Genomic DNA, 14,023 nt, shown 5'->3' on the forward strand with positions numbered 1-14,023 from the left:
GTGTTAACCCAGTATCTTTTTGAGGAATGAGAAGGACTTGGAATCATAGGGGTGGTGCCGCACCGGAATGTCGAAGCACCAGCTCTTATGCAGCACCGTTCGCTCGTGGCTCAGGGTTTTGAAGCCCGAGGCCCCGTGGTAGTTGCCCATGCCGGAGTTCCCGACTCCGCCAAAGGGCGCTTTCGATGAGGACATGTGCAGCAACGTGTCATTGATGCACACGCCGCCGCTGGATATCGCCTCGACAACGCGCTGAGCAAAGCGCTTCTTCCTGGTGAAGATATACAGCGCCAAAGGCTTGTCGCGATCCTGGTAGTCCGTCAGCACGTCCTCGATATCCGTGAACTCCTTGATCGGCAAGATGGGACCGAAGATTTCTTCCTGCATGACGGGGCTGTCCCATTCGGGGTCGTCGACCAACACCGGGATGATCTGCTGCGTATCCTCCAGCGTCACATCGGCCGGCTTGGCGTCGCGCGACTTCGACGTGATCAGGCGCTGCCCTTCCAGCAATCCGGACAGACGCTTGAAATGCTTGGGGTGAATCACCTTGGCGAAGGAGTTGCGACGATACTCCTCGGTCGGCAATGCGCTGTCGATCCCCCGCCTCAGCGCCTCGATCAGTTGGTCCTTGACGTCGCGGTGAACATACACGAAATCGACGCCCACACAGGTCTGCCCGCCGTTGGTCAGCTTGCCGAACAGGATTCGCTTCGCTGTCTTTTCGATGTCAGCGGTCTTGTCGACAAAGCACGGGGACTTGCCGCCCAGCTCCAGGACGACGGGCGTGAGGTGCTCCGCCGCAGCGCGCATCACCACTTTGCCGACGTTCGGGGAGCCGGTGAAGAAAATAAAGTCGAATTTTTCATCCAGCAGTGCCGAGTTCTCCTTGCGCCCACCTTCGATGACGCTCACGTAGCCGTCCTCGAAAATCTCCTCGCACATCTGTCGGATGAGGCGGGACGTGGCCGGCGAGTAGGCGGACGGTTTGATGACCACGGTATTGCCCGCTGCGATCGCCGCGGCGAGGGGACACATCGTCAGCTGGAAGGGGTAGTTCCACGGACTCATCACCAGTGCCACGCCAAATGGTTCATACGTCACGGACAGCACGCCGGGCATCTGCGAAAGCGCGGGAATCTTGTAGTGCGGCGCTGCCATGCATGACAGGTGCCGGCGCATGAACCTGATTTCGTCCAAGACCAGCGAAATTTCCGTCATGAAGCTTTCGGTGTCCGACTTGTTCAGGTCAGCGTGCAGCGCATCCAGAATGTCGCGTTCGTGGGCGCGTACTGATTTTTCAAATGCGGCCAGCGTGCGTTTGCGGTAGCTGAGGTCACGGGTTTTCCCAGTGAAGAAGAACTCCCGTGCGCGCGTGACTGCCTCGCGGATTTCCTCTTGTTTTGTGCGTGCCATATCCATCCTCTGATACTCATCATTGAATGACACTCATCAGTGAGCGACTACTCACATGCTACTAGCGAGGAACGCACGGCGCTGGGTCTTCCAGAGAATTTCCTCAAGATTGTTCCGATCTGCTCCATCAGCGTCCCTACTCCCTTTCTGGGTTATAGCTCCGACCAGTTTCCAAGAAGGAAAAACTATGTCTTCAAGATATGCACGGAGGAATAAAGCAGGTGAGGAGCGCAAGTATCCAGCAGGCGTTGCCTCGCACTCACAGGCAGGGTTGTTAGAGTACATTGCATGTGGCTGACGGTGCTCTTTATGATTGGAATCACGGCCGAGGCCATGACAGGCGCCCTGTCAGCGGCCCGCGAGCGCATGGACCTGTTCGGCGTGATGATGGTGGCCGCGGTGACCGCCATTGGCGGTGGCTCCATTCGTGACGTTTTGCTGGGACACTACCCCCTCACCTGGGTGAAGAACCCCCACTACGTGGTCATTGTCGTGTGCGCCGCAGTGATTTCGGTTCTGATTCCCTCATTGATGAAGCATTTCCGCAAGCTGTTCCTTGGTCTCGACGCACTTGGCCTGGCGGTGTTCTCCATTTTCGGCACACGCATCGGCTGGGACGTCGGCATCCAGCAAGGCCCCGCCCAGGCGTTCATCCTCGCCTGCGTCGCCTCAGTGATTACCGGCGTGATGGGCGGTGTGCTGCGAGACCTCCTGTGCGACCGCATCCCCCTGGTGTTCCTGAAAGAGCTGTACGCCGCGGTGTCATTCCTCGCCACCTGCACGTACGTCACACTTTCCGAACTGGGCGTGCACGATGACTGGGCTGTGACCATCACGCTGATCGTCACCTTCGTCTTCCGCATTCTCGCGATTCGCTTCAGCTGGCACCTGCCTGTCTTCGACTATCAGGAACAGCACTACGAGCGCAGTCAGTCGGTGCGTCCCCGCCTATTCATCCACCGCCTCAAGCAGTGGAGGCCAAGGCGCCCTCGTCAATTCATCAGGAATAACTCGAAGCCTGTGCAACCAGATTCCACCGCCCCCACCATCGACGAGGGTGACTAGTGGACCGCCTACTTACCCAATTTGCTGCGCGGCACGACCGGGCGAATTTCGAGGTTCTCCACCATTGCTTCCTCACTCGCGTCCACTGCCATGCGCACCGCGGCGGCAACTGACTGCGGGCGCAGGTGATCGCTGGGGCGGTAGGAGCGGCCGGCGCGCTGCTGAATGTCCACCTGCATATCTGTGTCAACACGACCCGGATGCACGGAAGTGACGCGAATTGTGCCGCGCTCCTGCTCACGCAACGCGTCAGTGAAGGCACGCAGGGCGAACTTGGAGGCTGAGTACACCGCGTTGTCAGCGCCCACGCGATAACCGGCTCCGGAGTTAATCGCAACGACCTGGCCACCGGCAGCGCGCAAAGCCGGCAGCAGCAGGCGTGTCAGCTCGGCCACGGCAACCACGTTCAGGCGCAGGACTCGGAGCCACTCGTCAGGCATGGTTTCGGCGATTGTACTTGAAGGCGCCATTGTTCCGGCACTGTGCACCAGTATGTCGAGGCGCTCCAGGTGCAGGTCTTCGACGGCTTGGTGCATCTGTTCGAAATCACTGAGGTCTGCGACAAATGGACGGACCGTGGCTGCTGCGTCTCGGCTGGAGGTGTCCGTATTACTGCCAGTGGCAGCTGCCTGGCGTGCTGCGATGAACCTGTCGCAGGCGGCCGCCACCGATTCGTCCGAACTGCCACCAACGATGATGGTGTGTGTGCGGGACAGTTCCTGGGCAATGGCTGCACCTATACCGCGCGTTGCGCCGGTGATCAGGGCAATGGGTCGATCTGTCGAAAGCTCGTGCGTAATCGTCATGGGGTCAGCTTATCGATTCGGGCAATGCCTGTTCACCCCCTTCGATACACTGGACGCACGACACTCCTGTGTCGACTTGGCAATGATCGAGCACCAACAAGACGATCCTTTCAAGCGAGGAGGCCCCCATGAAACTTGCATCCGGCATCATGCGCACCATCACCGGCGCTTACATTCTGAACTCAGGTATCGGCAAACTGCATCTGGATGCCGAGGCCGCTGCCGGACTGCAGGAAATGGCCGCCACAGGCATTCCCCAGCTCGGTGAACTTGACCCGGAGGTATTCGGCAAGTTCATCTGCGCATCGGAAATCGGAATTGGCGCATCGCTTTTGACACCGTTTATTCCTCGCAAACTCGCCGGATTGGCGCTGACAGCATTCGCCTCGGGCATGCTCACCATGTACTTCCGCAACCCTGCGATGACCGAAGCAGACGGAATCCGCCCCTCGCAAGAAGGCATGATGCTCTCAAAGGATGTCTTCATGCTGGCGATCGGTTTGGCTCTGATCACCATGAAGAAAGACAAGAAAGCGCAGTAAATGCCTCGTGATCAGTTCCCGCTGGCCGGCCGAGTCATCGTCATCACGGGAGTGAGTCGGCGGGCAGGGATCGGATACGCTATTGCCCGGCGCGCCGCCGAATGGGGTGCTGACTTGGTATGCCACCACTTCAGCACCCATGACGACAAGCAGCCGTGGGGCAGCGATGACATTGCAGCCGTGTGCGCCGGCATCCGATCCCACCTTCGGTCCGGCGCCCGCATGATCGACGTCGGTGGTGATTTAACTGACGAGGGAGCCCCCGCGGCACTGATCGATACAGCGCGCAGCGAATATGGCCGCGTTGATGCTGTTGTGTGCAACCAGGCGCTGTCTGGCAATGACGGCGCGCTCAGTGACATCACAACGGACGATCTTGATGCCCACTGGCGTGTCAATGCGCGCACGTCAATCCTGCTGGCGCAGGCCTTTGCGGCCGTTGCCGGCGACCAGGGGTCGATCGTGTTCATGACATCCGGGCAGGCGATGGGGCCGATGCGCGGCGAAATCGCCTACGCCGCCTCAAAAGCAGCAATCGCCGGCATCACGCTGACACTGTCAGATGAGCTTGCGGCCAGGAACATCCGCGTCAACACTGTCAATCCCGGCCCTGTTGACACCGGTTACATGACGGAGGAGGGGCGCCGGCATGTGCTCGAGCAGTTCCCCGGTGGCCGAATGGCCACCCCTGATGATCCGGCACGGCTGGTTGTGTGGCTCCTCAGTGATGAGGCTCAGTGGGTCACGGGTCAGGTGATCAACACTGAAGGCGGGTTCTCGCGCTGGAAGTAGCGCCACGCTCACCGCTGCCAGGCGCAAGTGTGCACAACACCAGGAAGCACGGTGGCGAAAACAGGGCACGAGAGTGTCCGCACCCACCCCATGACATTTGTGATAGATAGATCGTGACAATCGCTCTATCCACATGCGGGTAATCATTTGTACTGTGAAGACATGAACACAGATGAGATTGCCACCACACGTGGCTCCACAGTGCGATCCGAAAACGCTCACACAGCACAGACGTCATCGCAGGCATCATCGGCGGCGCCTACACGCGCACCACAATCCGCTCCACCAGCAATCGACCTCGTCGACATTCACCGCTCGTTCGGTCAAGTCCACGCAGTCTACGGTGTCACCCTGTGCGTTGAACAAGGTGAACTCGTCGCACTGCTGGGACGCAACGGCGCGGGCAAGACCACACTCATTGACATCGCTCTGGGTCTGGGCCATCAGGATTCGGGCACAGCCAGGCTTTTCGGCATGGCTCCTCATGACGCAATCAAGCGCGGCCTGATCGGAGTCATTCAGCAAACTGGCGGACTGCCGCCCGAACCGTCCGTTCGTGAAACAGTGTCAACACTGGCCAGCGCATACGTCGATCCCGCACCTGTGGATGAGGTGCTGGAGCTGGCCGGAATCACCGACCTGGCAACGCGCAGAATCGGCAAGTGTTCAGGTGGCGAACAGCAGCGCGTACGCCTGGCGATCGCCCTGCTTTCACGTCCGCGCCTTCTCATCATGGATGAGCCGACCGCCGGAATGGACGTGGATTCACGGATGCAGTTCTGGCAGACGATGGAGAAACTGACAACAGGCGGCTTGACCGTCGTGTTCGCAACTCACTATCTGTCAGAAGTTGAAGCAGTTGCCCACCGCATCATCATCATGAATCGCGGTCACGTTGTCACAGATGAAAGCTCCCGAACTCTGCTGAACACGGAGCGTGCCCATATTCGCGCAACCGTTTCAGAAGAGCATAGGGACGCCCTCGTCAATGAGATCACTGCGTTGCCCGGGGCCGACAAGTGGACCTACAAATTCGACGACGGGCAAATCGCGATCGACGGAGAAAAGCTTGAACCGGCTGCTCTTGCGGTACTGAACACCGCAGGCATCAAGGATTTCCAAATGAAACGAACCAGCCTGGATGAAATGTTCACCCGCCTGACCGGCGCGAACACGGAGGAGTCAGATTCATGAGCACGCACGCCGCAACGACACATACCCTGACGAAACAAGACCTGACAGACCGACCTGTTCCCCCGCCGCTCAAAGGACTGGGTGCACAGTTCATGATGGCGTTGCGTGATAACACGCTGCGCAACCCGTGGTTCATCGGCGGTTCCATCGGCATCCCCATTCTGATGTATTTCCTGTTCGCAGTTGGCAAGGAATACTCAGATACCAGCGTGGGGCACGCGAACATTCAGGCAGCCATTCTGGCCGGTCTGACATGCTACGGAGCGCTCATATCGGCTGCAAGCGCAACATGCAACACCGCGCTGCAACGTCGAACCGGATGGTGGCGCACACTGGCACTGACTCCAATGAGCCTGTCAACATACCTGTGGGCTCAGATCTGTGCGGCAATTCTGGTCGGCGCTCTGGCTGCACTGGTGACCTATGGTGTAGGGGCACTCACCGGCGCTGAAATGTCAGGAATTACCTGGGTTGTGACGTTCGCGTTGATTGTCGTGTGCAGTTTTCCCCTGGCGGCATTCGGATTCGCGGTTGGCCAGCTTGTCGGTGAGAACGCCGCGAACTTCATCGTCTCAATGACGGTGCTGGTCAGTGCATTCCTGTCCGGCATGTTCATACCGATGGAGCAGATGGGCTCATTGGTCCAGAAAGTCGCGAAGTACACACCAATGTATGGGATCATCAATCTTGTTCGGGCACCGCAGCTTGGCTGGGATACCGCGTTCGAATGGAGCTGGGTCATCAATATCGCGGTCTGGTCGCTCGCAATGTTGGCCGCAGCTGTCTGGACGTTTACTCGCTCGAGCCGTACTGAAAGGAACTGACACCGATGAGCTGGAGCTGGCTGTGGCACTCACCGGCGGCTTCAAGTTCGCTGCGCGAGCGCCTCAGCTCGTTGCCGTGGGCACTGCCGTACCTGATCTTCATGATCATCGGCATCATCCTGGGAGTGCGCAGCAGCCCGGAGCAGGCTGTGCCCATGTTCGCCTGGCTCACCGTGTTCATCCTGGTGTACGTTTCCACGTGGATCCGTTCCGACTCTGCCCCCGTTTCACGGTCAACGGACCCGTGGGTGGTGGCGACGATCGTCGTCATGAGCGTCCTGCTCGCAGGTATGATGCCGTTTTCGGATGCGGTGTCGGTGTTCTTTTTTCTGCCGTACATCAGCGCGGTGATTGTGCTGCAGCTTCCGCGCCACCTGTACACGCGGTGGGCGTGCGCGCTGCTGATCGGCTCAGTCCTGCTCGCAGTGCTTTTGGTGATTCTGCGTCTGGCCAACATCAATGAGGCGTCCTTTGGGCTGGCGATCCTGCTGTGCACGATTTTCATGACGTTCATGGCTCGTCGCGCCATCGACAATGACCGAGAAGACAGGATCCGTCAGGCCGAGCGCGTCCAGACCTCCCAGTCAGAAGAACGCAGCCGCATCAGCGCGGATCTGCATGACGTCCTCGGGCAGACCCTGACCGCCATCAACGTCAACGCGCAGGTCGTCGCCCGGTTCGCCCAGTTGGGCAAGATTGACGAGGGCGTCCCCTACCTTGAACAGCTCCAGGAATTATCACATGACGCCCTGGCGCAGATGAGGCAGGTTGTTGCCGCCACGCGTGAAGCGGATCTGGATCAGGAGCTGGCGCAGGCCGCGCACCTGGCGGACGCTGCGGGCATCGTGCTGACGCTGAGCGATGAGGGGCATCCACCTGAGGGCAAAACCAGTCAGGTTGCCGCTCACCTGGTCCGTGAATCGATGGCGAATGTCGTCCACCATTCCGGTGCTGACCGGGTATGGGTGGAGCTCAGTCCGGTTCGCGTGAGCGTGCATGACAACGGTCGGGGCAGCAGGCCGGCTGCCGCGGGTCGAAGCCGGGCCGCTGCCGGCCAGAAAACCATTGCGGACAGTCAGCAGAGCGCTCACGCGGGACAGCGCATCTCCACCGGTTTGGAGTCGCTGGAAAAACGTGCCGAAGGTGTGGGCACCGTGACCTGGGGGCCTGCTGACGGGGGCGGCTGGCACGTGACGTTCGTGGTGAATCCTGTTGATGGGGCGGATTCTCCTGCCCTGTCAATGGTGGGCGACACTGTTCGTCCCGTCAGTGAAGGAGCACTCTCATGAGGGTCGCAGTTGTCGATGATCAGGGAGTTGTCCGCGCCGGTATCGCCGCGCTGATCGGTTTGGAGCCTGACATTGAGGTGGTTGCTCAGGCGTCCAACGGCAGCGAAGCGGTTGACCTTGCCGAGACCATGGGCGCAGAGATTGACGTGATGCTGCTGGATGTGGAGATGCCCGGTGTTGACGGGCTGCAAGCTTTGCCGCGTGTGCGGGAAGTCAGCCCGCATACGCGCGTGTTGATGCTGACAACGTTTGACCGTCCGGGGTGGGTGGCGCGTGCCCTGTCGCTGGGGGCGGCCGGCTTCGTGTTGAAGGACCAGCCGGCGGAGGCTCTGGCCGCGTCGATCCGCGCGGTCAACGACGGTAAGCAGGTTGTTGATCAGGAGCTTGCCGCGCGCACACTGGGCCTGGGGATCAATCCGCTCACCCCGCGTGAGATCGATGTGCTGCGTGCGGCCGAGGGCGGCGGCACCACTGCTGATGTGGCGCGTGAAGTCGGTCTGTCTCAGGGCACCGTCCGTAACCATGTCACCAGCGCGATGGCGAAAACCGGTGGCTCATCCCGCATGGATGCCGCGCGCCGCGCCCGCGACAACGGGTGGCTGTAGGGACTGCCCGCGGGGCTTGCGTAGGGGCCCGAGGGGCCCTGCCTCTGGTTCAGGCGTCGTGCTGACCGCTGCTGATCGGCACGATGAGCGTTTCCTATCGCCAGGGCTCGCAGGTGATCTGGGTTCCGGTCTCCATATCCAGACTGCCGCCATCCTGGCCCTGTGCTACGTCGACCGGCACTTCACCACCTGCGATGCCCAGTGTCATATCAACCGTGTCAGATTCCTCCGTCTCCGCTCCGCGCCAGGATAGTTGCATCGCGGCGCTTGCACCTGCAGGAATATCCACTCCCCGGTCAAATTCGGCCGCCGAGGCGCGGGGCGAGGCAACAGTGCTCACCGCTAGGTCTGCTCCACTCATCGTGATCTGCAGGTCGGGCACACCGCTCACAGAGCACGCGGTGTCGCCATTGTTAATCACTGTCAGTATCGCGCCTCGAGCACCCAGCGCTCCCTGCACCGGACCGAGCACGGCAGTAAGAGAGTCCGGGCTGCACAGTGGCTCCACCGCCGACATCGCTTCACCTCCAGACTCAGCGACCGCCCCAGACTCAGCGACCGCCCCAGATTCAGAGGCCACCGCAGCTCCAGACTCAGCTTCTTCCGGCGGCACCGAAGACGAAGCAGGTGGAGTCTGATCAATCGGGGTCGACCGGTCAGCCGGTGCAGGCAGAATCATCAGGGCGCTCACGCTGACAATCCCCGCCACCGTGCACACCACCGCCGCGCATCGGGCGATAGGACGCCACGCAGCGGTGGTCGGGTCACCCTCGTCGATGATGATTGCCGAGGATGGAGCACCGCCTTCATACTCGACGGCAGAGTTTTCGCGAATGCTCTCGTAGGCGGCGGCGCGAGCCAGCAGCATGGCGACAATCCCGATAACAGGAACCGCGAACAGGCCCGGCCCAGTGAAAAGCAGCGCGATTCCGGAGATGAAGACTGCGATGATCGCTGTGAGCGCGACGGCTCCGCCTGCAATCCAGGCGGGTCGGGTTGTGCGAGTCTGAATACTGGTCGTGAGGGCGAACACCAACGCGAGCAGCACGCCGGCCACGCCCGCAAATCCAAGTGCCGCGGCGTATCCACCGAAGGCCAGCGCCAGGCCACCGACTGCCAGGATCGGCGGCGCAACGACGCATAGTGCCACATCAACGACGAGGGAGACCCATTGACTGGCTGTCCGTGAACGCGTGGGGCTCTTGCGCGACTGATCCAACAGCTCAGCAGAGCCGCCAGAACGCGGCATCCCCGACCAGCTGCCTGTCAGTTGGCGCGCCAGCGCGACCCACAGCCCGATAACGGCAATGATGAGCAGCAGCATCGCGATGAGGTAGCCGTAGGGGAAGGGGTAGTCACGGCACTGCCCGGGGAAGTCATTGCAGTCGAACTGGAGTTCGGGACCGGGCATGCGGATGTCCTGTCCTGTGATGACGATCAGTGCGCTCAGTGCGAGGCCGAGGAGCGCTGCGGTGCCCAGCAGGTTGCGTCTGCGCCTGATGGGGCAGGCCCCTGTTGGTACGCGCCGCCGCCGTGTGCTCTTCACAGTGTCAGTGTGCCACACAGGCGGCACAGCCAACCGGATGTGCCTGTAAGAGATGACAGGCACATCCGGCAGGACATGCCACGCGGGCAGGACTGCAGCCTCAGTTCTGGATCTATTGCGAGTTCAGGGCGGCTGTGGGGGGTGTGCGTGCGGCGCGCACTGCCGGGTACAGGCCGGCGACAGCGCCAATCACCACGGTCACGGCCAGACCTGCGGCCACCACGTACAGCGGCATGACGAACAGCCATCCACTGACAGTGGCCACGACAGCAGTGATCAGTGTGCCGATGATGCAGCCGAGTGCTCCGCCGATACCGGCCAGCAGCAGTGCTTCAGACAGGAACTGGATACGGATGTGAGCGCGCGTTGCTCCCATGGCCCGACGCAAGCCGATTTCCTGGCGGCGCTCGAGGACCGAAATGATCATCGTGTTGGCAACGCCGATACCGCCGACCAGCAGAGCAATTGATCCGACGCCGGCCAGCAGCGTCGTGAATGCATGATCGGCAGCGGCTTTCGCACTGAGCGCTTCTGAAGGTCGCGACACTTTGATACCACCTGATGCCTGCGGTGAAATGGTCGGTGCCAGGAGGTCACGGATCCGGGCGACCTGGTCATCGGCGCTGCGCTCGTACACTGTGGTGGGATGGTCATCATGGCCGTACAGTCGTTGCGCCACTGTGCGACTGATCAGCGCCGCGGAGTCCAGTTCCGGTGCCAGTGGTACCGGTTTGAGGATACCGGCCACCGTGACGAGCTGGTTGCCCATCCAGATCTGTGTTCCGGGAGTGACAATGCCGAGGCGCTGAGCTGCACTCGCCCCCAAAACGGTTGTCGGATACTGCGCGAGCGCTTCGTTGAGCCACGTTCCATGCGCCACTTCGCCTGCCACCACGTCCAGCAGTGTCAGATCAGTGGAGACGGTCGCGATCCCACCTGTTTCTTCTGCAGGAATCAGCGAGCTGCGATAGACCTTGATGTCGGTCAGGGCAGCTGTGCTGGTCGCATCGGTAACACCCGGCAGGAGCGCCACTTTCGCTGCAGCGTCTGGTGGCAGTGTGGCAGCGGCTCCCGTCATGTCGCTTCCGGCAGTGACTGTCAGCAGATTTGTGCCGAGGGCGTCCAACTGTCGAGTCAGTTGAGCTCTGCTGGAGGTGGAAATTCCGATCACCGCCACCATTGCTGCGATCCCGATCGCGATGCCCAGTGCTGACAGGAAGGCACGCATCGGGCGTGAGCGCAGCCCCACTGTGCCGAGCCGCACCGCATCTGATGCCAGAAGCGTTGACGCGGCCGGCGCTGAACGAATGTGATCAGATGTGTGAGTCATGGTGCTCCCTTCCAGCCACGCCGCCCGCCGGGCATTCAGTCGAACCGCCTGTCGCGCCGCCCGCCGCACCGTCGGCCGAGTCAGCCACGATCCGTCCGTCACGGATGGCGATTCTGCGCGGCAGGCGCGCAGCCAGGTCGTTGTCGTGTGTAATGACAACGATGGTTGTGCCCGCCTCATTCAAGTCGTGGAGAAGCTGGACGATTGATTCACCCGAGCGTGAATCCAGATTGCCTGTCGGCTCGTCTGCCAGCAGCAGCGGCGGTTCAGCGACAACGGCTCGTGCAATCGCCACACGCTGGCGTTCTCCACCTGACATCTGGTGGGGTCTGTGCTCCAGACGATGCCCCAGTCCGACGCGTTCCAGCGCTGCTCGTGCTCGCTCACGGCGCTGCGAGCGCGCTACGCCCAGGTACAGTAATCCGTCAGCCACATTGTCCAGTGCGCTCACTCCCGGTGAGAGATGGAACTGTTGAAAGACGAATCCGATCATGCGGGCGCGCACCGCTGACACACCTGCATCATCAAGTTCACTGACGTTGATTCCATCAATGAGGACCCGTCCCGACGTGGGAGTATCCAGTGTGCCGATCATGTTAAGCAACGTTGTTTTACCTGATCCGCTCGGTCCGACAATGGCCGTGAATTCGCCGCGATTAATCGTCATGCTCACACCCGCACATGCTTGGACGGGCGGGGAGCCGAACGAACGAGTCACGTCATCCAGTTGCACCAATGCGTCGGTCATCGTGATGGCACCACCACGTGCTGACCTTCGGCAAGGTCGTCTCCGGATACTTCCACGCGTCCGGCTGCAAACAGTCCCGTTTCAACAGGTATCTGTGAAAATGAGCCGTCCTCGCGTGCGATTTCCACGCCGAACTGTGTCGGTGTCAGGGCAAGCAGGGCGTTGACTGGAACGGTCAGCACGTTTTCGCGGGTTTGGGACGGTAGCGCAACTGTCACGGATGCTTCCTGGAGCGTTGATGTGGCTTCCGGGTCGGAGGGGGTCACGGTGATGGGAAGGATGCGTTCCTTGTTTCCCGCAGCCGGGCCTGCCTGGTTTGCCTGTGAGCCCTGCCCGTCGGCCTGGCTGTCCTGACCGTTTCCAGCGCCACGCTCAACCGGGGTGCCAACTGAGCTGATGGTGCCCGGCGTTGTTGACCCGTCGGGAAGCTGAATCGTCACCTCGCGGCCCTTTTCAGCCAGGTCCTGCTGTGCGAGCGAGACGTTCGCATCCACGACCTGTTGCATGGAGGACACGCTGAAAAGGCTGGTGTCCAGCGTGACTCGATCTCCCACACGGGTAGACAGTGTTCCGACGCGCAGGTCAGCTGGCGCAAAAATGATTCGTCCCAGCTGCAGGCGACCACTACGTGTCAGTCCGACTGCGTCCTGCCAGTTCCTGATCGCACTGATCGTCTGCGCATCGAAGCGCTCATCTGGCTCATCGGCAAAATAGCCCAGATCCTTGAGGGACTGTTCGAGCTGCTGAACGTCCTGCCCGTTACTCATACCGTCTTCAAAGTCACGCCACGCAGGGGTGGCACCGCGCATGAGGTAGGCCGGGTCGTCACCTACCTGGTACAGCTGTGCACCGGCGCTGATTTGAGTGCCCGGTTCAGGCAGCTGTGTCACGATTCCGTCGAATCCGGCACGAAGCTGGTGCGAATCAGCGTAATGTAACGTGCCGGCAACATTCACACTGCCATGCAGATCCTCGCGCACAACGGGTTCGGTGGCAATTGCAGAGCCTGCCTGCCCCGTTGCACCGCTCTGACCCGATTGTGCGGCATTGGCCTGCCCGCCGTGCCTGAGCCAGATGGCACTTGCCACCACCAGCGTCACAACCAGGATTGCCGCTATGCCGAGGACGACAAGCGTGCGCCGCTTCGTCATAGCTTTCACTTGGTGTTCTCCGTCCCGGTGTTGGAGGCATTGGCCGCATCAGCCTTGTCGAAGCATTGAGAAATGGCTGCTGGCGGCACGTCGTTGAGTCGGATTCCCTGGCCTCGCACTGGATCTTCCACGTGATAGCCGTCCTGGCGCAGGCATTGAGCGACACGCACAAGCCGATCGAATTCTTGGTCAGTCATTTCACTGTCCGCACCTGCCGTTGGGCTGTCACCGACTTTTTCCCAGCAGCCCTGCACGGCGGTGTTCCACGCGTTCGCATCGACACCAAAATCTTCGCCCGGGCCGTAATTTTGAAGGTCGTCGGGCACATTCACACCGGCTTCGCGCATACAGGCAGCGAATTTGAGATTGTATTCTTCCACAGCTTTGGTCTCTGACTCTGATACGCCAGCGCCCTTGCCCGCAGCGTTGCTGTCCGATCCGGCTGCGTCGCTTCCGACCGGCATATTGCTCGAACAGCCTGCAAGCGTGACCAGGCTCATCAGCGCAGCTCCAGTCACCGCGCGCGCCCTGAAAGCTTTCAGCACGCCTCCAACTGAACTCTCTGCCGTCACGTTCGAAGCCCTACCATGTATGCGCAGTTGCATCGTCAATTTCCTCCACGTATTTGGTCCTGCAGTTTGCGCGAGGTACCCGGATCAGTACTCCACGCGTCTGAAGAGATTTAAACGCATCATGCGTTGCCGTAGCGTTGCGG

At 60.8% G+C, this 14,023-nt stretch carries 14 protein-coding genes; 7 read left to right on the top strand and 7 right to left on the bottom strand.

The features are described 5' to 3' along the window. Positions 1-3: 3 nt before the first annotated feature. A complete protein-coding gene (locus BN3002_RS07675; RefSeq protein ID WP_074026271.1) occupies positions 4-1,416 on the bottom strand; it encodes an aldehyde dehydrogenase family protein in 1,413 nt (470 codons plus the stop codon). 309 nt (positions 1,417-1,725) lie between these two features. Between BN3002_RS07675 and BN3002_RS07680 the strand changes: the two genes are divergently transcribed. Beyond that, the gene (locus BN3002_RS07680) at positions 1,726-2,481 is read left to right on the top strand and encodes a trimeric intracellular cation channel family protein (protein WP_257525576.1); all 756 of its coding nucleotides are present in this window, start codon (positions 1,726-1,728) and stop codon (positions 2,479-2,481) included. An 8-nt stretch (positions 2,482-2,489) separates the two neighbouring features. Here the strand turns inward: BN3002_RS07680 and BN3002_RS07685 are convergent, their stop codons facing one another. Continuing rightward, positions 2,490-3,287 (bottom strand): SDR family oxidoreductase, encoded by a 798-nt coding sequence (locus BN3002_RS07685; protein ID WP_058237362.1) that lies wholly within the window; start codon positions 3,285-3,287, stop codon positions 2,490-2,492. Positions 3,288-3,415: 128 nt separating this feature from the next. On the opposite strand from BN3002_RS07685, the gene BN3002_RS07690 reads away from it, so the two are divergent. The 6 genes from BN3002_RS07690 (at position 3,416) to BN3002_RS07715 (ending at position 8,533) form a co-directional block, all read left to right on the top strand. Continuing rightward, positions 3,416-3,829 (top strand): hypothetical protein, encoded by a 414-nt coding sequence (locus BN3002_RS07690; protein ID WP_058237363.1) that lies wholly within the window; start codon positions 3,416-3,418, stop codon positions 3,827-3,829. Then, positions 3,830-4,621: an SDR family oxidoreductase gene (locus BN3002_RS07695; RefSeq protein ID WP_058237364.1), complete on the top strand. Its 792-nt coding sequence runs from the start codon at positions 3,830-3,832 to the stop codon at positions 4,619-4,621. A gap of 162 nt (positions 4,622-4,783) precedes the next feature. After that, a complete protein-coding gene (locus tag BN3002_RS07700) occupies positions 4,784-5,815 on the top strand; it encodes an ABC transporter ATP-binding protein (RefSeq protein WP_058237365.1) in 1,032 nt (343 codons plus the stop codon). Continuing rightward, positions 5,812-6,639, top strand: a complete 828-nt coding sequence (locus BN3002_RS07705; protein ID WP_058237366.1) for an ABC transporter permease — start codon at positions 5,812-5,814, stop codon at positions 6,637-6,639. Before BN3002_RS07700 ends, BN3002_RS07705 begins: the two co-directional genes overlap by 4 nt. 5 nt (positions 6,640-6,644) lie before the next feature. Further along, a complete protein-coding gene (locus BN3002_RS07710) occupies positions 6,645-7,928 on the top strand; it encodes a sensor histidine kinase (RefSeq protein ID WP_058237367.1) in 1,284 nt (427 codons plus the stop codon). Beyond that, positions 7,925-8,533, top strand: a complete 609-nt coding sequence (locus tag BN3002_RS07715) for a response regulator transcription factor (RefSeq protein WP_058237368.1) — start codon at positions 7,925-7,927, stop codon at positions 8,531-8,533. The genes BN3002_RS07710 and BN3002_RS07715 overlap by 4 nt, the downstream gene beginning before the upstream one ends. Positions 8,534-8,627: 94 nt before the next feature. On the opposite strand, the gene BN3002_RS07720 is transcribed toward BN3002_RS07715, so the two are convergent. From BN3002_RS07720 to BN3002_RS07740, 5 genes are all read right to left on the bottom strand, one after another. Next, the gene (locus BN3002_RS07720; protein WP_154955716.1) at positions 8,628-10,079 is read right to left on the bottom strand and encodes a DUF4232 domain-containing protein; all 1,452 of its coding nucleotides are present in this window, start codon (positions 10,077-10,079) and stop codon (positions 8,628-8,630) included. Positions 10,080-10,191: 112 nt separating this feature from the next. Then, on the bottom strand, positions 10,192-11,409 hold the full coding sequence (locus tag BN3002_RS07725) for an ABC transporter permease (protein WP_058237370.1): 1,218 nt from the start codon (positions 11,407-11,409) through the stop codon (positions 10,192-10,194). Next, positions 11,393-12,157 (bottom strand): ABC transporter ATP-binding protein, encoded by a 765-nt coding sequence (locus tag BN3002_RS07730; protein WP_082628600.1) that lies wholly within the window; start codon positions 12,155-12,157, stop codon positions 11,393-11,395. Before BN3002_RS07730 ends, BN3002_RS07725 begins: the two co-directional genes overlap by 17 nt. After that, on the bottom strand, positions 12,154-13,308 hold the full coding sequence (locus BN3002_RS07735) for an efflux RND transporter periplasmic adaptor subunit (RefSeq protein ID WP_058237371.1): 1,155 nt from the start codon (positions 13,306-13,308) through the stop codon (positions 12,154-12,156). The genes BN3002_RS07730 and BN3002_RS07735 overlap by 4 nt, the downstream gene beginning before the upstream one ends. A gap of 5 nt (positions 13,309-13,313) precedes the next feature. Beyond that, complete coding sequence (locus BN3002_RS07740; RefSeq protein ID WP_154955717.1) at positions 13,314-13,880, bottom strand: hypothetical protein; 567 nt, start codon at positions 13,878-13,880, stop codon at positions 13,314-13,316. Between the last annotated feature and the right edge of the window lie 143 nt (positions 13,881-14,023).

The sequence above is a fragment of the Actinomyces ihuae genome (genome assembly GCF_001457875.1).
Taxonomy (GTDB): domain Bacteria; phylum Actinomycetota; class Actinomycetes; order Actinomycetales; family Actinomycetaceae; genus Pauljensenia; species Pauljensenia radingae_A.

Excerpts from the sequence above, each read along its gene's own strand:
- BN3002_RS07685 (WP_058237362.1), bottom strand. The coding sequence starts at position 3,287 with ATGACGATTACGCACGAGCTTTCGACAGATCGACCCATTGCCCTGATC.
- BN3002_RS07705 (WP_058237366.1), top strand. The coding sequence starts at position 5,812 with ATGAGCACGCACGCCGCAACGACACATACCCTGACGAAACAAGACCTG.
- BN3002_RS07710 (WP_058237367.1), top strand. The coding sequence starts at position 6,645 with ATGAGCTGGAGCTGGCTGTGGCACTCACCGGCGGCTTCAAGTTCGCTG.
- BN3002_RS07735 (WP_058237371.1), bottom strand. The coding sequence starts at position 13,308 with ATGACGAAGCGGCGCACGCTTGTCGTCCTCGGCATAGCGGCAATCCTG.
- BN3002_RS07680 (WP_257525576.1), top strand. The coding sequence starts at position 1,726 with ATGATTGGAATCACGGCCGAGGCCATGACAGGCGCCCTGTCAGCGGCC.
- BN3002_RS07700 (WP_058237365.1), top strand. The coding sequence starts at position 4,784 with ATGAACACAGATGAGATTGCCACCACACGTGGCTCCACAGTGCGATCC.
- BN3002_RS07730 (WP_082628600.1), bottom strand. The coding sequence starts at position 12,157 with ATGACCGACGCATTGGTGCAACTGGATGACGTGACTCGTTCGTTCGGC.
- BN3002_RS07690 (WP_058237363.1), top strand. The coding sequence starts at position 3,416 with ATGAAACTTGCATCCGGCATCATGCGCACCATCACCGGCGCTTACATT.
- BN3002_RS07675 (WP_074026271.1), bottom strand. The coding sequence starts at position 1,416 with ATGGCACGCACAAAACAAGAGGAAATCCGCGAGGCAGTCACGCGCGCA.
- BN3002_RS07715 (WP_058237368.1), top strand. The coding sequence starts at position 7,925 with ATGAGGGTCGCAGTTGTCGATGATCAGGGAGTTGTCCGCGCCGGTATC.
- BN3002_RS07725 (WP_058237370.1), bottom strand. The coding sequence starts at position 11,409 with ATGACTCACACATCTGATCACATTCGTTCAGCGCCGGCCGCGTCAACG.
- BN3002_RS07695 (WP_058237364.1), top strand. The coding sequence starts at position 3,830 with ATGCCTCGTGATCAGTTCCCGCTGGCCGGCCGAGTCATCGTCATCACG.